Origin of the sequence: Cellvibrio sp. QJXJ, from assembly GCF_024452345.1 — a bacterium.
Taxonomy (GTDB): domain Bacteria; phylum Pseudomonadota; class Gammaproteobacteria; order Pseudomonadales; family Cellvibrionaceae; genus Cellvibrio.
Map to the genome: position 1 here is coordinate 456483 of NZ_CP101662.1, position 19200 is coordinate 475682.

General features: G+C 47.2%; 16 protein-coding genes. 7 read left to right on the top strand and 9 right to left on the bottom strand.

The features are described from left to right. Positions 1-243 precede the first annotated feature (243 nt). Positions 244-1239: an acetylating acetaldehyde dehydrogenase gene (locus NNX04_RS02050; protein WP_261947337.1), complete on the top strand. Its 996-nt coding sequence runs from the start codon at positions 244-246 to the stop codon at positions 1237-1239. Positions 1240-1290: 51 nt separating this feature from the next. Here NNX04_RS02050 and NNX04_RS02055 read toward each other — a convergent pair whose 3' ends face one another. Next, positions 1291-2142, bottom strand: a complete 852-nt coding sequence (locus NNX04_RS02055) for a pirin family protein (protein WP_261947338.1) — start codon at positions 2140-2142, stop codon at positions 1291-1293. Positions 2143-2178: 36 nt separating this feature from the next. Next, positions 2179-2778 (bottom strand): FMN-dependent NADH-azoreductase, encoded by a 600-nt coding sequence (locus NNX04_RS02060; RefSeq protein WP_191966450.1) that lies wholly within the window; start codon positions 2776-2778, stop codon positions 2179-2181. Positions 2779-2916: 138 nt separating this feature from the next. On the opposite strand from NNX04_RS02060, the gene NNX04_RS02065 reads away from it, so the two are divergent. Then, positions 2917-3864, top strand: coding sequence for a LysR family transcriptional regulator (locus tag NNX04_RS02065; RefSeq protein WP_261947339.1), 948 nt, complete (start codon positions 2917-2919; stop codon positions 3862-3864). Positions 3865-3953: 89 nt separating this feature from the next. Here the strand turns inward: NNX04_RS02065 and xthA are convergent, their stop codons facing one another. The 5 genes from xthA to NNX04_RS02090 all read right to left on the bottom strand — a co-directional run bounded on the left by xthA (position 3954) and on the right by NNX04_RS02090 (position 9983). Next, on the bottom strand, positions 3954-4766 hold the full coding sequence (gene xthA, locus NNX04_RS02070; protein ID WP_261947340.1) for an exodeoxyribonuclease III: 813 nt from the start codon (positions 4764-4766) through the stop codon (positions 3954-3956). Positions 4767-4834: 68 nt separating this feature from the next. Then, positions 4835-6943, bottom strand: coding sequence for a carboxy terminal-processing peptidase (locus tag NNX04_RS02075; RefSeq protein WP_261947341.1), 2109 nt, complete (start codon positions 6941-6943; stop codon positions 4835-4837). Positions 6944-7137: 194 nt separating this feature from the next. Then, positions 7138-8070 carry a transporter substrate-binding domain-containing protein gene (locus tag NNX04_RS02080; protein ID WP_261947342.1) on the bottom strand — a complete coding sequence of 311 codons (933 nt, stop codon included), beginning with the start codon at positions 8068-8070 and terminating at the stop codon, positions 7138-7140. A 203-nt stretch (positions 8071-8273) separates the two neighbouring features. Then, positions 8274-8684 (bottom strand): hypothetical protein, encoded by a 411-nt coding sequence (locus tag NNX04_RS02085; RefSeq protein ID WP_261947343.1) that lies wholly within the window; start codon positions 8682-8684, stop codon positions 8274-8276. A 222-nt stretch (positions 8685-8906) separates the two neighbouring features. Next, positions 8907-9983: a 3-deoxy-7-phosphoheptulonate synthase gene (locus NNX04_RS02090; protein WP_040391798.1), complete on the bottom strand. Its 1077-nt coding sequence runs from the start codon at positions 9981-9983 to the stop codon at positions 8907-8909. A gap of 402 nt (positions 9984-10385) precedes the next feature. Between NNX04_RS02090 and NNX04_RS02095 the strand changes: the two genes are divergently transcribed. Beyond that, the gene (locus NNX04_RS02095; RefSeq protein WP_261947344.1) at positions 10386-12554 is read left to right on the top strand and encodes a patatin-like phospholipase family protein; all 2169 of its coding nucleotides are present in this window, start codon (positions 10386-10388) and stop codon (positions 12552-12554) included. 78 nt (positions 12555-12632) lie between these two features. Here NNX04_RS02095 and NNX04_RS02100 read toward each other — a convergent pair whose 3' ends face one another. Further along, positions 12633-13385 (bottom strand): TIGR04219 family outer membrane beta-barrel protein, encoded by a 753-nt coding sequence (locus NNX04_RS02100; protein WP_007641828.1) that lies wholly within the window; start codon positions 13383-13385, stop codon positions 12633-12635. Between the two features lie 88 nt (positions 13386-13473). After that, positions 13474-14370: a LysR family transcriptional regulator gene (locus NNX04_RS02105; RefSeq protein WP_261947345.1), complete on the bottom strand. Its 897-nt coding sequence runs from the start codon at positions 14368-14370 to the stop codon at positions 13474-13476. Positions 14371-14531: 161 nt separating this feature from the next. Between NNX04_RS02105 and leuC the strand changes: the two genes are divergently transcribed. From leuC to asd, 4 genes are read left to right on the top strand one after another with little or no spacing between them, the layout of a single operon-like run. After that, positions 14532-15953 (top strand): 3-isopropylmalate dehydratase large subunit, encoded by a 1422-nt coding sequence (leuC, locus tag NNX04_RS02110; RefSeq protein WP_261947346.1) that lies wholly within the window; start codon positions 14532-14534, stop codon positions 15951-15953. A 16-nt stretch (positions 15954-15969) separates the two neighbouring features. Then, entirely contained in the window at positions 15970-16617 is a 648-nt protein-coding gene (gene leuD, locus NNX04_RS02115; protein ID WP_261947347.1) for a 3-isopropylmalate dehydratase small subunit, read from the top strand. A gap of 30 nt (positions 16618-16647) precedes the next feature. After that, a complete protein-coding gene (leuB, locus tag NNX04_RS02120) occupies positions 16648-17730 on the top strand; it encodes a 3-isopropylmalate dehydrogenase (protein ID WP_410004072.1) in 1083 nt (360 codons plus the stop codon). Positions 17731-17764: 34 nt separating this feature from the next. Next, positions 17765-18871: an aspartate-semialdehyde dehydrogenase gene (gene asd / locus NNX04_RS02125; protein WP_261947349.1), complete on the top strand. Its 1107-nt coding sequence runs from the start codon at positions 17765-17767 to the stop codon at positions 18869-18871. The last annotated feature ends 329 nt before the right edge of the window (positions 18872-19200 follow it).

A 19200-nucleotide genomic window follows, 5' to 3' on the forward strand; every position in this document is an offset into this window, starting at 1 on the left:
AATTAGTGTTCTAATTTATTTTATGATTTTGATGCTGTTTTCTATTAAGTATTTTTCAAATTGTAATGTTTATATTCGTAGCTCTATTTTATTTTTCTATATTTACTTTTTAAATTAATGCGAGATGGTTCGCGAAAATTAATCCTTGATGTTCTCAACATGACGCTATTGTGGAATCTTTGCTGCGCTTTAGTGGTCGCCGATAGTTGGTCGGTTAATGCAATAATTCTTAAGGATTTGATTATGCAGTTCATTACATCATTATTAAAAGGCGATTTTTTTACGGGTGGAAAAGCTGCCGTCGCTAAACCGAGTGGCCGGTTGCGGGTAGGTATTTTGGGAACAGGTAAGATCGGGACAGATTTACTGATAAAAGTTCAGCGATCACCCTATATGGAATGCGTAATATTTGCGGGCAGAAATTTACAATCGGCAGGAATGCAACATGCAGTTAAGTTAGGTGTACCTGTCTCCGATAAAGGTGTTAGTGTTTTTTTTGATCAGTCTTGCCGCTGTGATATTGTTTTTGATGCCACATCAGCCGCGCACCATATAGAGCACGCACAAATTTTTGATCAGTTGGGAATATTTGCTATCGACTTAACGCCGTCTCAAATAGGTGAGTGCTGTGTGCCTGCGTTGGGTATGAGTGAAGCGTTGGAAAATAAAAATATCAGTATGATTTCTTGTGGTGGCCAATCATCCATTCCTCTTGCCTATGTGCTAGCCAGCTTGATTCCCAACATTAGTCGCCTCAGCCTGAAGTCTGTTGTCTCTCCTGATTCTATCGGCCCTGGTACTCTTGCCAATATCGATGAGTATTATCGCAATACCCGCGCTGGTTTATATAAATACACTGGTATTAACACGATCGATATTGAGTTGATCAATGACGAAGCGCATACGCAAAAACCTATGTTAAATACCTTGTGTGCCTATGCGGATGCGATTGATATGGTCGCTTTGCGTTGTGCATTGTTGGATATGGAAAAAAAAGTGCAGGCCTATGTGCCCGGATATAAATTGCAGTCTGAACCCATAAGCATTGATGGTGGTGTGCAAATCGATTTGACTGTGGAGGGCGTTGGCGACTATTTGCCAACCTATGCAGGTAATTTGGATATTATTAATTGTGCGGCAATAGCCGTGGCGGAACATTATGCGCAAGCCAGGTTAGCCGCGCATCAAGAGAGGCCACTGGGGCGTCGCCGTTATCAAACCATGGTTTTAGATTATTAATTTGCTGTATCGATAGCGCCTGCAATAGCCGTTATCGATACATTATTTCATTCAACTAGCCAGGGTTCCCGCGCGATAATCCTGAATAGCTTGTTCAATTTCATCCGTAGTATTCATCACAAACGGGCCGTACTGCACAATCGGCTCTTTGATGGGTTTACCTGAAATCACCAAAAAGCGGGTGTCTGCGCCGAGTGCTTGTACTTTCAGTTCGTCCCCTTTGCTTAACAGACCTGCATTGCCTTGCGTGAGCTTACGTCTATCTTCACCGATTGCAACATCGCCTTCATACACGTAGATGAAAGTATTGTGCTCGCTTGGGATGGCATGATTGAACTCTGCATGCTGGGGTAGATGTACATCCCAATAAATTGCTTCAGTGGTTAACCCTTGAATGGGGCCGCTGACAATTTTGTCATTGATCACTGCTGTGTTGGCGATCACCTTGATGCGTCCGCCACCCGGTAAGTTTGCTTGTGGAATATCGGCGGCCGGAATATCACGGTAGTGCGCTGGTTTCATTTTTTCCGCAGCGGGTAAATTCAACCAGAGCTGAAAACCGCGCATCAAGCCATGTTCCTGCTGTGGCATTTCGGAGTGGATAATGCCGCGCCCGGCGGTCATCCATTGCACATCACCGCTGCGTAAATGGCCTCTGTTGCCCATGTGGTCTTCATGCAACATGTGGCCCTCAAGCATGTAGGTCACTGTCTCAAATCCGCGGTGTGGATGAGCAGGGAACCCGGCGATGTAATCATCTGCACTGCTGCTACCAAATTCATCGAGCATCAGGAAGGGATCAAAGCGCGCATGTTGATGCTGCCCAAGGCTGCGTTTAATGCGAACACCAGCACCATCACTGGTCTCGCGCCCTTGAAGGATTTGTTGTAACTGGCGTTGCATAATATTTTCCTCGTTAAGGTTAGGCGGGAGGGCGGCTTAAGCCGCAACCTCTTCGCTAATTGCTGCTTTAGCGGCGCTAAAGGCTTGATCTTTTTGGCCCATGTTCAGACCCTCTGCATAAATGAAACGTACATCTTTTAGCCCTACAAAGCTCAGGAAGTTGGTCAGGAACTGGCTTTGGGTATCGCTGGGCAGACCTTGATGAACTCCACCGCGAGCAGCAATGATGTAAACAGGTTTGTCATTTAACAGGCCAACGGGGCCGGTTTCGGTGTACTTGAAGGTGACGCCCGCACGAGCTATATGGTCGAAGTAGGCTTTCAGCGTTGAAGGCACACCAAAATTATAGAGTGGTACACCAATCACAATCACATCTGCCGCTTGAATCTCGGCAATAATTTTGTCCGAGTAGTCGACGACTGCTTGTTGTTCCGTCGTGCGGTCTGCTTCAGGGGTAAAGAGTGCCTGTACCCGAGTTGCATCCAGATGGGGAATAGTTTCCTTGGCGAAATCGCGCAGGATTACCTCACCAGTTGGATTTAGGGCTTTCCAGCGTTGTACAAATTCTTGGGAAAGTTGGCTGGAGTTACCATTCTCGCCGAACAAACTGCTATTGATCTGTAAAAGAGTTGCCATGTCATATTCCTCGTTGGGGTGGCTTAATTGCCATGTATCCATTTAATGATTTGACGAGCGAATGATAAATAGCGATATTTGGTTGCTTATGATCTAATTATTTAATCAATTTGATGGCATTGGAGTGGGAGCGTCGCTATGGCACAAGATCAAACCCCGGCGCGGGTGGTCAGCACGGAAAATAAAGTAACTCTGGAGCAATGGCGCGCGTTATTGGCGGTGATCGATGCGGGCGGTTATGCAAAGGCAGCTGAGTTGCTCAATAAAAGCCAATCGGCAGTGTCTTATGCTATATCGCAATTGGAATTGGCGTTGGGAGTAAAGGTTTTCCAATTGCAGGGACGTAAAGCGGTAGCGTCGGCAGCAGGTGAATTGTTATATCGCCGGGCAAAGCAGTTATTGGAACAAGCGGAGCGCTTGGAAAAGTCGGCGGGCTGTTTATCTGTGCAAGTAGAACCTTTGGTTAAAATCGCTGCCGATATCATCATCCCTCCGGCGCGGGTGTTGCAGTGTTTGGCCATTTTTGCAGAGGATTTTCCGGATACACGGGTGGAAGTGTTTGAGTCAGTACTCAGTGGTACCGAGGATGCGTTGCTGCAGCGCCAGATCGACTTAGCGATTGGTGGACGAGTGCCTACGGGGTTTATGGGGGAAAAATTAGTCACGGTTGTGATGCATGGTGTGTCTAGTCCTGACCACCCATTACAGCATCTTGGTCGACCTATTACTTATGAAGATATGCGCCAGCATCGACAAATTATCGTGCGCGATTCGGGGCAGTATCGCCGCAGGACTGAAGGTTGGCAGGAGGCTGATCAGCGCTGGACGGTGAGCCATATCAAAACCTCACTTGATGCCATTCGGTTGGGGCTTGGTTATGCCTGGTTACCCGATGCTTACACTTATGAGGATATTGCCGCTGGGCGCTTGAAGTATTTACCGGTTGAGGTAGGTGCGGTGCGCGAGGTGACCACTTACTTGACCTTTGCGGATCGCGATTTCGCCGGGCCGGCAACACGCCGGCTGGCGGAAATATTGAAGCTTCATTTACCAACAATGTGTGGTTATGAAACCGGGTATTCATAGGGTTATTGCACCGTGAATGTCATTTCTTGCCATCACGGTGTTATTGATAGCTTGTTCTAACCACAATTTTTGATTTATCGCTCTAAAGCTTAAACCTTCAGTTCAACCCAGATAGGGCAGTGATCTGAAGGTTTTTCCATTCCTCGAACATCGTAATCAATTCCGCTGGCGCCACATTTATCCAGCAGGCTTTGAGTCATCAAAATCAAGTCAATGCGTAGGCCGCGTTTGGGGTTATCCTCAAAGCCTCCGCTGCGATAATCAAACCAGCTAAAAATGTCACAAATTTCCGGGTTATGCTCGCGAAAACTATCTTTTAAGCCCCAGGCCAGCAATTCATTCAGCCATTCACGTTCTTCAGGTAAAAAACTGCATTTACCGGTTTTTAACCAACGCTTGCGGTTGACTTCACCAATCCCGATATCAATATCCTGATGCGAGATATTCATATCACCCATGACCATCAGTTGTTTATCCGGTGTTTCAAAATTTTTCAGGTAATCGATCAAATCGCCATAAAACTTTCGTTTGGCTGGAAATTTTATGGCGTGGTCGCGGCTCTCCCCCTGAGGGAAATAACCATTGAGTATTGTTATCTCACCAAGTTGCGTGTCGAATACTCCACCGATAAAACGGCGTTGTGCATCCGCATCGCCGCCCGGAAAACCTTTAATGACTTCTTTGAATGGATATTTGGAAAGGAGAGCAACACCGTAGTGAGTTTTCTGGCCGAAATATTCAACGTGATAGCCGAGCGATTGAATCGTTTCCAGTGGGAACTCGGGGTCGTTAACTTTAGTTTCTTGTAGTCCAATGAAATCCGGATTGTGCTTTGCAATCACCGCTTCAAGCTGATGGAAACGCATGCGAATACTATTGACGTTAAAGGATATGGCCTTCATAGCTAAACTCTTTTAAAAAAACACCCGAGCACAAGTGCTCAGGTGTTTGGGGTTTTTTAGGAAAAATACTACTGTTGTGCGACTTTTGATTCAGGCGCTTTAACCTGGCCAATAAAGTCGGCAAGGATGTGACCGGCTTCCATCAGGTAAGGATCTTCTTTGGGATTAATTTCCTTATTATTTTCTTGTTCAGGTTCTGCATCCGGATCGTCTCCACCTTTGTCTGCTTTGAGCGCTGCATAATCAGCGTAAGGTTTTTCTCCTTTCGCAGCGCGCAATTCGTTCTCCATTTTCAGCATGCGTTCTTCAAGCTGCTGCTGTTCTTGTTTACGTGTTGCAAGGCGCAACGAAACTTCTTTTTTTGCCGCTGCTTCTTTAAATATTTCGCTTTGCTTGTTCAAGTAAATAAATTCAGGGTCTCGTGCCAAGCGCTCTTGATGCGCTGTTTCAATCCGCGGTAGAAATTTACTGATGTTGTAATAGTTTTGATGCGGTGCTGGATGAATTCGATCCCAAGGCAGTGCATTGTCGTAACTGCTTTCACCGATTTCATCCGGATCCAGAAGGCTCGGTAGTGAGACATCAGGGATGACGCCGCGATGCTGGGTACTGTCACCGGAGATGCGATAAAATTTGGCTTCAGTTATCTTCAGGCGACCATGTTTTAAGTCAACCAGGTTTTGCACTGAACCCTTACCAAAGGTGGTTGAACCAATCACAATGCCACGACCGTAATCTTGAATTGCCCCTGCAAAAATTTCCGATGCAGAGGCGCTTAAACGGTTGATCAGCACGGCGACAGGAGCGCGATAAACAGCTGGCTGATAAGCGCGATAATTGCGCGAAACTGTGTCATCGCTTTGGCGAATTTGTACAACAGGGCCCGGGTCAACAAACAGATCCGTGAGCATTGCTGCTTCCGGTAAAGAGCCGCCACCATTGTCGCGCAAGTCGATAATAATCCCGTCAACTTTTTCTTTGTTTAATTCATTAAGTAAGTTGTAAACGTCGCGAGTGGTACTTTTGTAATTGGGATCGCCTTTTTGGTAAGCCTCAAAATTCATATAAAAGGTCGGAATATCAATAACACCCAGTTTAAAGGTGGTGTCACCATTTTTAATTTCAAATACCGCTTTTTTGGCAGCCTGATCCTCTAATTTTACCGTTTCACGTTTAATAGTGACCTGCTTGTTCGCGGTAGCGGTTGGGTCGGCAGGCATCACTTCCAGGCGAACAATAGTGCCTTTGGGCCCGCGAATTAATTTGACTACTTCATCAAGGCGCCAGCCAACTACATCGACAAACTCGCCATCAATACCCTGTGCAATAGAAACAATTTTATCGTTGGGTTTTAGTTGACCTTGTTTTTGCGCTGGGCCGCCCACCACTAAACTACTGACTTTGGTGTAATCTTCATCGCTCTGCAATACGGCGCCAATTCCCTGTAGTTCCAGTGACATACTAATATCAAAGTTCTCTGCATTTTCGGGCGATAAATAATTGGTGTGTGGATCATAGAGTGTGGTGAGTGAGTTCATCATCACGCTAAATGCTTCTTCGGGAGTTTGTTGCTTGAGGCGGCGCAGTTGATTAGCGTAACGCTTGCGCAGTGTTGTTTTGCTTTCCTCCAGCGTCTTTTCTGACAGCATTGAATTGAGCAGGTTTGACTTGAGGTATTGGTGCCACAGTTTGTCTGCTTCGGCAGCAGTAGCTGGCCAAGCCGCCTTTTCACGATCAATTACAATTGATTCTTCTACTTCAAAATCAAATTTTGTTTTGGGATCGTCCAGCTCTTTAATAACTTTTTCCAAGCGTTCAACCATGCGCTTGTTGAAGCGGTTATATATGGCGAAGCTATTATCCAATTGACCTTTTTTATAGTCATCATCAAATGTTTTGCGGTACTTTTCGAATTCGTTAATATCCGCTTGTAAAAAGAAATTTTTCGCATTGTCCAGCGATTTCAAATATCCGTCTAAATAACGAGAGGAGAGGGCGTCATTGAGTTCTTGATCCCGGTAATGCTCTTTGCTGAGTTTTTCTACCAGATCAGTAACGGCTTTACTTTGCTCCGGGCTAGGTTTGAGCTCTTCGACAGCGGCTAAACCTGGGAGCGACAAGCTTATCAAAACACTGAGTAGTGTAAATTTTAGCGATCTCACAACAGCAATTTGCATAAAGAGCTTCTCAAAAGGTCAAATACATACGAGCGAAAGTGGCAGGAACGATTGAGGGGATGCCCCACTTGTTGCTCTCATAATAGCGGAAATGGGGGGGTAAAAGCAGTATCGGCCCCCTAAACAACCTAGGGCCGACCATGAATGGGATTATATTTTTCGCGAAAAGTTTCCTTTTTGGCTAATGCGCGATTTTACTCTTGGGGCAATTCCTCGTTTTGTATCCCATTTTCTTGATTGTTGCTTTCGATTGGTGCCTGGCGTGTCAGGTCTAGCCATAGCTCTTTTCTATCCAGTGGGGTTGCTTTAGGGAGATAAGGGTTGTTGATGCGAATGGCTCGGCGATTAGGTAGATTCGCCTTTTCCAGTGCCTCCTGAACTTCAGGGCTGCCATAAAAATATCGGTCAAAAGCACCGTCTTTAATAGCTGCTTCGAGCCCGTTTTCTATGTCTCTTGCTAACTCTGGGTCTTTGGGAGTTACAAAAAAATAAGTGGGCAGTGGATAAATCAAGACCAGTCGCTTTTCTACGGTCAGTGCCAAGTTGGGAAAGGCGGTGAGTTCAGTCCAGACCTCGTTGGCCCCACGTGGGAATGCGTCAAAGCGCCCCCCCTCTAACATATAATAGAGGCTGGGTTTTTTTGTGGCTTTAACAACGTCAAGACCAGCACTTTCGAGGATTGACGCATCTTGCCAGCTGCGACCTTGGCCCATTTTTATTTTTTTTAGATCATCCAGCGTTTGGATATTGTCGAAGCGCGCCTGATCACCCTGACGTATGAAAAAGAGTCGGTGATTCATTAGGCCTCTGTAGGCATCGATTCTGATGGGGATAAAATCGCGCTCCATCTCTTCCGAGGTTCCCCCCCACATCACTGAAATACTGCCAGATTTGACTGACTCCATTACCCTTGGGCGCGAGTAAACTTCGGGTGTGGAGGTATAGGCATAGTTTGTATTGGCGTAGGAAAGTGCCAACTTTAGGAGCCCGTTCATGTAATCCGTTTGCACGTTGGATTTCATGTTGGTGACTACTGTTTTTTGTTCTGCTGTTGCGCAATGGGAAATGCTTAGAGAGAAAAAGAGCCCTAAGAAAACACTGGGAATTTTTTTGATGAAGCTGGGCATAAATACTACTCGTCAAGAGTTGACTGATAATTATGTGCGATAGGGGACAGCGCAAGATTGCGCCATTTCTGTTCGCATTCACCGTTGTACAACAGGTTGACTGAATAATTGCCGATAAGTACAGACGCTCTTATGAGTGCCTGTTTATTTTAATTTTTGAGAGTGTAGGTCAAGAAGCCGGGCTGTGCTAGCAGTGAGAGGCGTTAGCAGGTTGAGCTGCAATCAAACATCATTTGGATAAAATCGATCTGCTCTTGGTCGGTTATGTGATTGGGGTTTACTCTAACCACTTTCCGGTTTTCCCAGACGTAATCGTAACGAGTGAAAGTGATTTGCCCTTCGGGTAGTTCATCGGCGCTAACTATCAGGCTTTGTCTGGGTGAGGTGTCGAGCATATCGAGTAGCTCGCGGATGGTGCGATGTAGGTGCTCTGGGCTTAGCAGTACATGGGGGCCAAAATGGCTGACGAAAACATAGTCGCAGCCCAACATGTTACTCACGCTCAATGCCAGCTCGCCCAGCTCCACCGCTTTCACGACCGCAGTTGTGCCAAGGGTATGGTGCGCTGAGTGGATGTTGGTAATTGCAGTTTTAAGCGGTTGACTGGGTGCCATAGTGAGCCTTTCAAGGTGACCGGATTAAATTGAGATGAGGTTGCATCCTGAGAGTCTTTGCGGCGTGGAATCTAACAGTCGGCCCCTGAAAAGACCAGAGACGAACGGCATTTGTGTCGATAAATTTAACAATCTGTGAGCAAGCTAACTTTTATCCGGTATGCCTGTAAACAAAAAAGCGGCCATGAAAGGCCGCTTTTTGTGGTTTGTAAGAGGGCAATACTATACCTGCGCTCTTTTTACCAAGGCTTCTTTGATAGTGTCGCGCATTTTTCGTAGGCTGTTCTCTGTGGTGGCCCAATCGATACAGGCATCGGTCACTGAAACACCGTATTTGAGGTCGCATAAGTTGGCTGGGATGCTTTGGCTGCCTGCACCAATGTTGCTTTCAACCATCAAGCCGATGATGGATTTGTTGCCTTCAAGAATCTGATTGGCGACATTTTCCATTACCAGTGTTTGCAACTCGTGATTCTTGTTTGAGTTGGCATGGCTGCAGTCGACCATGATGTTGGGGACTACTTTTGCCTTGGTTAATTCTTGTTCGCAAACCGCCACGCTCACCGAATCGTAATTGGGCTTGCCATTGCCGCCACGCAGTACCACATGGCCGTAACCGTTGCCGCGAGTGTGGATAATTGCGACTTGTCCTTCGGTATTAATGCCCAGGAAGCGGTGTGGTTTGGATACTGATTGCAGTGCGTTAATAGCGACAGTCAGGCCACCATCAGTACCATTTTTGAAGCCCACAGCAGATGACAAACCACTGGCCATTTCACGGTGAGTCTGCGATTCGGTAGTGCGTGCGCCAATGGCTGACCAGCTGATCAGATCGTGTAAGTATTGTGGTGAAATCGGATCCAGTGCTTCGGTTGCCGCAGGTAAACCCAGTTCTGCAATATCCAACAACAGTTGGCGACCAATATGTAACCCCTCTTCAATTTTGAAGGAATCATCTAAGTAGGGGTCGTTAATTAACCCTTTCCAACCTACGGTAGTGCGTGGTTTCTCAAAATAGACACGCATTACTATGTAGATTGTGTCGCTCACTTCTTCTGCCAGTTTTTTTAGGCGCTGGGCGTAGTCTTTGGCAGCTGCCACGTCGTGAATAGAGCAGGGGCCAATCACTACAAAAATACGATGATCCTTGCGGTCGAGGATGTTGCGTACAACTTCGCGGCCCTGAGTAACAACGTCCCGCGCTTTTTCAGTGAGGGGAATTTTATGTTTTAAGGCTGCAGGGGAAATCAGCAGCTCTTGTGAGACCACATTGAGGTCATCAACTTGTGTGTGGGACATGGTCATGGCTTCCTGGAGGTTCGTAATTTGTAGGTCATTCTACCGAATGATGTGCAAAAAGTGGGATGCTTTTTTTAATTGGGCTAATAAATAATGACAAAGTACCTGATAATTACGCTTAAATTGGGATGTGTAGTTTGTGTGTCATGAAAAAAAACGACTGTCGTTTCATTAATCCTCAAATCGAGTCTAATTTAGGGACATATATCCTCTATCTACTCCTTTAAGTGCTCTGAATAGCAACTAAATCTGTCTTCTATAGGTTAATAAGTGAGCTATTTGCAGCTGATATTGGGGTGTTATAAGAAAGTTGCTATGTTTGCCTTTGTGATTGATCCTTCGTAGTACCTGTTATTGGCAAGCCCATATCCCTGTTTAGATCCTAAGGAAGATTGAGACCAGATGAAGAGAATACTGGCTGTAAGTTTGTTGTTGATCAGCATCAGTGTGGCTGCTGTTGCGGAATCGGGGCGTACCGCGTTAGTGCTGGGTGGTGGGGGCGCACGCGGCGCTGCCCACATCGGTGTGCTTGAAGTGCTTGAGCAAGAGCGTATCCCTGTGGATTGTGTGGTGGGCACTAGCATGGGCGGTTTGGTGGCAGGATCCTATGCGGCTGGGCTCTCGCCCAAAATGATGCGGGACAAGCTGGCAGGTGCTGATTGGACAGACATATTTCTTGATTTGGCTGATTACTCGCAATTGAGTTACCGCCAGAAGCGAGTGAGCAGGCGCTACTTGGCGGGTACCCAGGTGGGGCTGTCTGAGCGAGGTTTTCAAATTCAACCGGGGGTGGTCGCAGGTGAGAAGATCAAGCTCTTTTTTAATCAGCTAGTGGATGAAGACCTGGGTGAGCGCAATATCGAACAACTTCCCATCCCGCTCGCAATAGTGGCAACCGATATCGGTACCGGTGAGCGGGTGGTGTTTCGCAACGGTAGCCTTACCCAGGCAATGCGCGCAAGTATGTCGGTGCCAGGGCTGATGGCGCCGGTGGAATATCAGGGGCGCAAGCTGGTCGATGGTGGTTTGGTTGATAACCTGCCGGTCGAGGTCGCGCGAGATCTCTGTCAGGCCGATCGGGTTATTGTTGTGAATGTTGGCTCCCCCCTGAAGGCGCCTGAGGAAGTTGGGTCGCTGCTCAGTGTTTCTGCCCAGATGATTGGCATATTAACCAAACAAAATGTAGAGCGATCCCTATCGACCTTGACGGGGGCGGATATCTATATCGCGCCAGAATTGGGTGATATCCGGGCCACTGACTTTGCCCGTTACGAAGAGGCTGCTGCAACAGGGCGTGCTGCTGCAGAGCGGCAGTTATCGTCATTGCGTCTGCTCACAGCGACACCGGAAAGTTATGCGCTGTGGGGGCAAAAGCGGCGCAGTTCGGTACGCGAGGCGGTCATTATTGATGAAGTTGTTATAGCGCCTACCAAGCGGGTACACCCAGCGTTCGTAGCCCGTCACATTTATCAGCAGGTCGGTCAAACGCTGGATCGTGCGGCATTGGAGCAAGATTTAATTCGCACTTATGGAGATGGTTTTTACGATGGCGTTGATTACAGGGTGGTTCGTCGCGATGAGCGCAATGTGTTGGAGGTATTGGTTAGAGAAAAAGACTGGGGTTCTGATTATGTTACTTTCGGATTCGCGATTGATAATGAGTACCGTCAGGGTTCCAGTTTTAATTTTCGCGGAGCCTATCGTAATACCTGGATAAATACCTATGGCGGTGAGTTTTTTGCTGCGGTCGATGTGGGTGGGAAGCCTTCAATGGAGTTGAATTTTTATCAGCCATTAACACCCAGTCAGCGCTTTTTTGTGGAACCACTTTATTTCAGAAAGCGCGAGACTATTGGTATTTATAGCGATGACCAGCAGGTCGCAGAATACAAGTTGGATACTTCTTATTACGAGCTGGCACTGGGTAAAAATTTGGGAGTTTATGGGCGATCGAAATTTGGGTGGAGGGATTATCACATGCGCGGCAGCGCCGATATTAGTGCTGTTGTATTGCCTAATGTGGATGAACAGTATGGTGGTTTTATTTATGAATTAAATTTGGATCGTCGCAACCGCTTGTATTTCCCTTCGCATGGGTGGCGAGCGGATATTAGTTATTTTGATTCACCAGATCAGGGGTACAAAAAGTTATCGCTTGATCTGGGAGCAGTTTATAAATTGGATGATTTTGTGGTCGGGGCGCGCGCCGCTCATATCACCTCATTGAAGGGTGTTTTGCCGGTTTATGATGCGGTGATGTTAGGGGGCTTTTTGAATATGTCGGGTTATGCGAGTAATCAAATATTGGGTGATGATGCGTTTTATGCGCACCTTCGTACTGAGCGTATTATTGGGCGTATGCCGCTGGGTTTGAATGGGGACTTGCGTCTTGGTTTGGGTATAGAAGCCGCGCGATTGGATCAAATATACACGCTTAATTCTGATGATTTGTGGCTTGATTCTGCCGTTATTTATCTGGGTGGGGAGACTCCATTGGGGCCTTTGTATTTAGGCTATGGGTTTACATTTAGTGGCGATTACAATCTGTATTTGCAGCTAGGCGCCCTGTAATTCGTAGGTGTTGAAAATACAAAGCCCCGCATGTGCGGGGCTTTGTATTTTGTTGTGGTTACTTGGTGTAGCTGAAGCTTAGAAGTGGAAAATCGCGGCTGCGTAAGGGCCTTTTAAGCGAATATCAGTATCTATGTCGTCTTCGTCAATTTTAATGGACGCGGCTTTGTAGCCAACCTCAATGCCCAGATCCAGTGCTGAATCGAACATGTAGCTGACTTTGGCGCTGTAATCAGAGACTGAGTTGCCGCTGTAATTGATGTAATTACCTTCAAAGCCAGCTGAAAAACCAGTGAGTGGTAAATCGAATTGGAAGCGTGCATAGCCCAGGGGTAGTGTCACATCCACATCGACCTCATCGATTACACCGAATGCCTCCGCTTGCATTTGGCCTGAGTATTTACGAACTGTCACACCCAAATCCAGATTCAGCCAATTGTCCAGAAATTCGTAATAGAGCACGGCATCGGTATAGCTAAGGTCAAAATCAGTTGAAACTTCGGTACCTGTGGGATAAGTGGTGTTATCCAGACTGAAATCACTGTTTAAGGAGCCGGTTTGGCGACTGCTAATGTCGTTGTGCTGCAATTTGATATTCGGAATTAGTGGGACGGGGTGTTCAACGGCAATGTAATAAAAGCTGTTGTTGTTTTCATCAAAACCCAGCTCATCCATAGTGGCTGAAGGGTTGCCGACACTACCGCTGTATTCACTTTGCCAAGTGCCTGCGCCAGCATAAATGCCAAAAATAGTATCGGCACTGGCATGGCTTGCTATCAGCAAGGACATGGCGCCAAACGAGTATTTAGCAATTGGTGAGAGTGATTTCATGGTGAGTTCCTTTTGTTGAAGATACTGAAACGAGTGGAGTTAGTGTAAATAATAGTGCATGACAATAGTGTGTTTGTGTGCTGTTTTTTCACTGGGAAGCGGTAGGAGTGATGGAGTGATTTTCCTTGTGCAAAAGTTGCAGAAACATTTTTGCGGCGTTGTTCAGTGAGCGCTGCTTATGATGAATGCAGCCCAGGGGGCGCATAATAGGTTCGTGTACTACATCCAGAATAGCCAGTTGGTTATCCAGTATCCGTTTGGGCAGGATCCCCCAGCCGAGGCCAATACTCAACAGCATTTTAATCGTATCAAGATGATTCGAGACCATACCAATGTTCAACGCTGCATTTTGCGTCACAAAGAGGTTGCTAACTAACTGTGTTGTGTAGGTGTTGGTGTCGGGCATTATCGCAGGGTGCTGGCTTAAATCGGCCAGCTGAAGATACGATTGCGCGGTGAGGGGGTGGGTTGGCGCCGCAACGAAGTGGAGTTGGTCGTGCCAGAGGTTGTGGCTTTGGAGGCGCGCATCCTGTTCGAGTGCGAGCGTGATGATGGCGAGGTCGAATCTGCCTTGGAGTATTTCATGATATGCCTGCTCCGAATCCAAAAAGTGCAAATCCAGCTTTACTTGAGGAAATTGCTTGGAGAATTCGCGTAAATAAGGTGGTAAGTAATGAAGTCCTACATGGTGACTGGTTGCTATGCTCAGTTTGCCTTCAACTTCTCCTTTCAGATCCGCAATGGCGCGTTGGGCGGCTGTCACCTCGGACAATATTAGTGTCGCTTTGCTTAACAAAACCTGACCAGCCCGGGTGAGTGCAACCTGTCTACCTATCCGATCAAATAATGGTGACTTTAATTGCTCCTCCAGCAAAGCAATGCGTTTGCTTATTGCAGGCTGCGTAAGATGTAATCGTTCGGCTGCTGCCGAGAATGAGCCGCTCTCTGCTATGGCGACAAATGCTTGTAAATGTTGAGTATCCATAAGGCTTTTTAATTCATTCCATTTTGGAATGCAATATATAAAAAAGATAAATTTGTTTTATGGGTTGTCTGGTCGTACTATTGCTCCCATGCAGTAATGATCGGGCAGACCTGATTATTCATAACAAAACACCGTGTAAGCCGAATGATTGGAGATTCACCATGGCCGCTAAAACGCTTTACGACAAACTTTGGGATGCCCACCTCGTGCAGCAGCGCGACGATGGCTCTGCTCTCATTTATATAGATCGTCACATAGTTCACGAAGTGACCTCTCCGCAGGCGTTTGATGGTCTGCGTTTGGCTGGCCGCAAGCCATGGCGTGTGGACTCTATCCTCGCCACACCAGATCATAATGTCCCTACCACGCAAAAAGAGCGTGCACATGGTGTTGCGGGGATTGAAGACCCTGTGTCCTTGATCCAGGTGCAGACGCTGGACGATAACTGCGATGAGTTTGGTATTGTCGAGTTCAAAATCAACGATCATCGTCAAGGCATTGTGCATGTAGTCGGCCCTGAAACCGGTGCTTGTTTGCCGGGTATGACAGTCGTGTGCGGCGACTCCCATACCGCCACCAACGGTGCTCTCGGCGCTCTGGCGCATGGAATAGGCACGAGCGAAGTAGAGCACGTGATGGCGACCCAATGTCTGGTCGCTAAAAAAATGAAAAACATGCTCGTTAAAGTGGATGGCAAGCTCGGTTTGGGTGTGACACCAAAAGATGTTGTGCTCGCGATCATCGCCAAAATCGGAACCGCCGGCGGTACTGGCTACGCGATGGAATTTGGCGGTCAGGTTTTTCGCGATATGAGCATGGAGGGGCGTATGACCGTGTGCAATATGGCGATTGAAGCGGGCGCGCGCGCTGGAATGGTCGCTGTAGATCAAATCACTATCGATTATGTAAAAGGGAGAACCTACGCACCTAAAGGTGATTTGTGGGAGCGTGCTGTAGCCGATTGGCGCAATTACGTGAGTGATGACGGCGCGCACTTTGATGCAGTAGTCGAGTTAAGCGGTGCTGAAATCAAGCCGCAGGTGAGTTGGGGCACATCGCCGGAGATGGTTGTTTCGGTTGAGGACAAGGTGCCCGATCCGGCGCAAGAAACTGATCCGGTCAAGCGCGAAGGTATGTTGCGCGCATTGCAATATATGGGTTTACAAGCCAACCAACCGATTACCTCGATTCATGTTGATCGCGTATTTATCGGCTCTTGCACTAATTCGCGCATTGAAGATATTCGCGCCGCAGCTGAAGTGGTGAAAGGCCGCACCAAGGCGTCATCGGTAAAAGAGGCGATTGTGGTTCCTGGTTCTGGTGCAGTAAAAGCGCAAGCGGAAGCCGAAGGGCTGGATAAGATTTTTATCGCCGCCGGTTTGGAATGGCGTGAGCCGGGTTGTTCCATGTGCTTGGCCATGAACGCGGATAAATTGGGAAATGGCGAGCACTGTGCATCAACATCCAATCGCAATTTTGAAGGGCGCCAGGGCTACGGTGGCAGAACGCATTTGGTGAGCCCGGCGATGGCTGCCGCCGCTGCGATTGCTGGTCATTTTGTCGATGTGCGCACATTCAATTAATCAGTAGGAGACCGCGATGAAAAGTTTTACCGTTTTGCAAGGCGTTGCTGCTCCTATGGATCGCGCCAATGTCGATACCGATATGATTATTCCCAAGCAATTTTTGAAATCGATTAAACGTACCGGTTTCGGGAAAAATTTGTTTGATGAGTTGCGCTATCTCGATGAAGGTAAACCGGATCAAAGTTGCGAAGGGCGCCCAATAAATCCGGATTTTCCACTGAATTTTCCACGTTACCAAGGTGCGACTGTGCTGTTGTCGCGCGAAAATTTCGGTTGTGGCTCCAGCCGCGAACATGCGCCTTGGGCGCTGGATGATTACGGCTTTCGCTGTGTGATAGCTCCTAGCTTTGCCGATATTTTTTATAACAACTGTTTCAAGAATGGTTTGCTGCCCATCGTATTAAGTGATGAGATTGTCGATAGCTTGTTTAATGAAATGTACGCGGCAGAAGGCTATCAATTGATAATTGATTTGGCAGCGCAAGTTGTTAAAACCCCAAGCGGTGAAAGTTTTGCATTCGATGTGGATGAATTTCGCAAACATTGCTTGCTAAATGGGTTGGATGATATTGGTTTAACTCTCGAACATGCTGATGCCATTCGCGCCTACGAAGCCAAAAAGCGCGTTGAAGCGCCTTGGTTGTTTGATGTAGTTAAATGAGAGGCGAAATAAGAATTTTTTAATTGGAGAATGCTTGTGGGCAAACATATTTTAATTTTGGAAGGCGATGGCATCGGTCCTGAAATTGTGCGTGAAGCGCGCAAGGTGCTGGATGTGGTTAATGCCAAATTCGATTTGGGTTTAACCTTCGAAAATGAATTAATGGGCGGTTGTGCTATTGATGTGCACGGCGTTCCCTTGGCGGATTCAACGCTTGAAAAAGCACGCAAAGCCGATGCGATTTTGTTGGGTGCTGTCGGTGGTCCCAAGTGGGATAAGCTGGATCGTTCCATTCGCCCTGAAAAAGGCTTGCTGAAAATCCGTTCGCAATTGGGCTTGTATGCGAATCTGCGTCCAGCGTTGTTATATCCACAATTGGTAGATGCATCTTCGCTGAAGCCAGAAGTGGTTTCTGGACTGGATATTTTGATCGTACGCGAATTGGCAGGCGGTATTTATTTTGGTGAGCCGCGCGGTATTCGTGTATTGGAAAACGGCGAGCGCGAAGGTTACAACACCTACAAATATTCAGAGGGCGAGATTATCCGCATCGGCCGTACTGCATTTGAAATGGCGCGCAAACGTAATGGTAAAGTCTGTTCGGTTGATAAAGCGAATGTGCTTGAGGCGACTATGTTGTGGCGCGAAGTGATGGATACCCTGCATAAAGAGTATCCGGATGTAGAGTTGTCGCACATGTATGTTGATAACGCCGCTATGCAATTGGTGCGCGCGCCAAAACAGTTTGATGTGTTGGTGACTGGCAACATGTTTGGTGATATTTTGTCCGATGCGGCAGCTATGTTGACAGGCTCTATCGGTATGCTGCCGTCGGCGTCATTGGATAAAGATGGTCGGGGTATGTATGAGCCTTGCCATGGTTCTGCACCGGATATCGCCGGGCAGGGCATCGCTAATCCGCTCGCGACGATTTTGTCGGTATCCATGATGCTGCGTTATTCGCTCGGTTATCCTCAGGTTGCGGATGCAATTGAGGTTGCAGTCGGCAAGGTGTTGGATCAGGGTTATCGCACCGCAGACATTTATACGGAAGGTAAGACCAAAGTATCTACCTCGCAAATGGGCGATGCTGTTGTTGCAGCGCTGGCCTAATCATTAGCTTGTGAATTGTTAAAGAGAGACTGAGATGAAAGTAGGTTTTGTAGGTTGGCGCGGTATGGTCGGCTCTGTGTTGATGGAGCGTATGCAAGCAGAAAATGATTTTGCAGCTATCGAACCCGTATTTTTTACCACGTCAAATGTAGGTGGCGCTGCTCCGGCCGTTGCGGCTGGATTGCCTGCATTGAAAGATGCTTATTCAGTTGATGATTTGAAGCAACTGGATGCGATTGTTACCTGCCAAGGCGGTGACTACACCAATGAGATTTTCCCGAAACTGCGCGCTTCTGGTTGGAATGGCTATTGGATCGACGCTGCTTCCAGTCTGCGTATGGAAGATGACGCTGTAATCATTCTTGACCCGGTTAACCAAGGTGTTATCGACTCGGCGTTGAAAAAGGGCGTTAAAAACTTCATCGGTGGAAACTGCACTAATTCCATCATGCTGATGGGTGTGGGTGGTTTGTTTCATGCTGGTTTGGTGGATTGGGTTAGCTCTATGACCTATCAGGCAGCTTCGGGTGGTGGTGCCAACCACATGCGCGAGTTGTTGAAGGGTATGGGTGTGATTCACAGTGCTGTAGCCGATGAGCTGGCAACACCTGCTTCTGCCATTTTGGATATCGATAGAAAAGTAGCTAACACTATCCGTAATGATGTGCCGCGCGAATTCTTTCCAGCTCCGCTGGCTGGCGGTCTGATTCCCTGGATTGATAAGCAATTGGATAATGGTCAGTCCAAAGAAGAGTGGAAAGGTCAGGCTGAGGTCAACAAGATTCTGGGCAACAGCGACATCATTCCTGTAGATGGATTGTGTGTGCGCATTGGCGCTATGCGCTGCCACAGTTTGGCGCTGACGATTAAACTCAAAAAAGATCTGCCGCTTGCAGAGATTGAATCCATCATCAAGTCCGGCAATGATTGGGTTAAGTTTGTGCCAAACGACCGTAGCATCACTGAGCAAGAATTGACGCCAGCCTCCATCACCGGTGGCCTCAAAATTGGTGTAGGTCGAGTGCGTAAGCTCAATATGGGGCCGGAATATATTTCTGCTTTCGTGATTGGCGATCAGTTGTTGTGGGGGGCGGCTGAGCCGTTGCGCCGTATGCTGCGCATACTCAAAGAGTCCAAATAGTCACTTTTGATTTAATGGTTTGAACGAAATTAAAACCTCCGAGGGTGCGGCTTCCTCGGAGGTTTTTGCTTTTTTATAGGCCAAAACAAGCTAAACAAGGATTTAAATGTCAGCCTTTTTTCACATTTTTATCAAAACGCTGCTGGAAATCATTAAAAAGTGATCTTTCCGAGGGCTTTGTCAAGACCCCGAGTATTGATAAAAAGCTATTTATAATGAATACTTACGAACGATACTGAAGATTCATTCGAGGTTTTATGCCTCTTTGACACAGCACTCTTGACCGGCGTTACGCTGTGTTTATCAACTAAAATGTCTGGCTGCTCTAG

Bases quoted from the DNA above. Each gene is read 5' to 3' on its own strand.
- NNX04_RS02050 (WP_261947337.1), top strand. From the start codon at position 244: ATGCAGTTCATTACATCATTATTAAAAGGCGATTTTTTTACGGGTGGA.
- NNX04_RS02055 (WP_261947338.1), bottom strand. From the start codon at position 2,142: ATGCAACGCCAGTTACAACAAATCCTTCAAGGGCGCGAGACCAGTGAT.
- NNX04_RS02060 (WP_191966450.1), bottom strand. From the start codon at position 2,778: ATGGCAACTCTTTTACAGATCAATAGCAGTTTGTTCGGCGAGAATGGT.
- NNX04_RS02065 (WP_261947339.1), top strand. From the start codon at position 2,917: ATGGCACAAGATCAAACCCCGGCGCGGGTGGTCAGCACGGAAAATAAA.
- xthA (WP_261947340.1), bottom strand. From the start codon at position 4,766: ATGAAGGCCATATCCTTTAACGTCAATAGTATTCGCATGCGTTTCCAT.
- NNX04_RS02075 (WP_261947341.1), bottom strand. From the start codon at position 6,943: ATGCAAATTGCTGTTGTGAGATCGCTAAAATTTACACTACTCAGTGTT.
- NNX04_RS02080 (WP_261947342.1), bottom strand. From the start codon at position 8,070: ATGCCCAGCTTCATCAAAAAAATTCCCAGTGTTTTCTTAGGGCTCTTT.
- NNX04_RS02085 (WP_261947343.1), bottom strand. From the start codon at position 8,684: ATGGCACCCAGTCAACCGCTTAAAACTGCAATTACCAACATCCACTCA.
- NNX04_RS02090 (WP_040391798.1), bottom strand. From the start codon at position 9,983: ATGTCCCACACACAAGTTGATGACCTCAATGTGGTCTCACAAGAGCTG.
- NNX04_RS02095 (WP_261947344.1), top strand. From the start codon at position 10,386: ATGAAGAGAATACTGGCTGTAAGTTTGTTGTTGATCAGCATCAGTGTG.
- NNX04_RS02100 (WP_007641828.1), bottom strand. From the start codon at position 13,385: ATGAAATCACTCTCACCAATTGCTAAATACTCGTTTGGCGCCATGTCC.
- NNX04_RS02105 (WP_261947345.1), bottom strand. From the start codon at position 14,370: ATGGATACTCAACATTTACAAGCATTTGTCGCCATAGCAGAGAGCGGC.
- leuC (WP_261947346.1), top strand. From the start codon at position 14,532: ATGGCCGCTAAAACGCTTTACGACAAACTTTGGGATGCCCACCTCGTG.
- leuD (WP_261947347.1), top strand. From the start codon at position 15,970: ATGAAAAGTTTTACCGTTTTGCAAGGCGTTGCTGCTCCTATGGATCGC.
- leuB (WP_410004072.1), top strand. From the start codon at position 16,648: ATGCTTGTGGGCAAACATATTTTAATTTTGGAAGGCGATGGCATCGGT.
- asd (WP_261947349.1), top strand. From the start codon at position 17,765: ATGAAAGTAGGTTTTGTAGGTTGGCGCGGTATGGTCGGCTCTGTGTTG.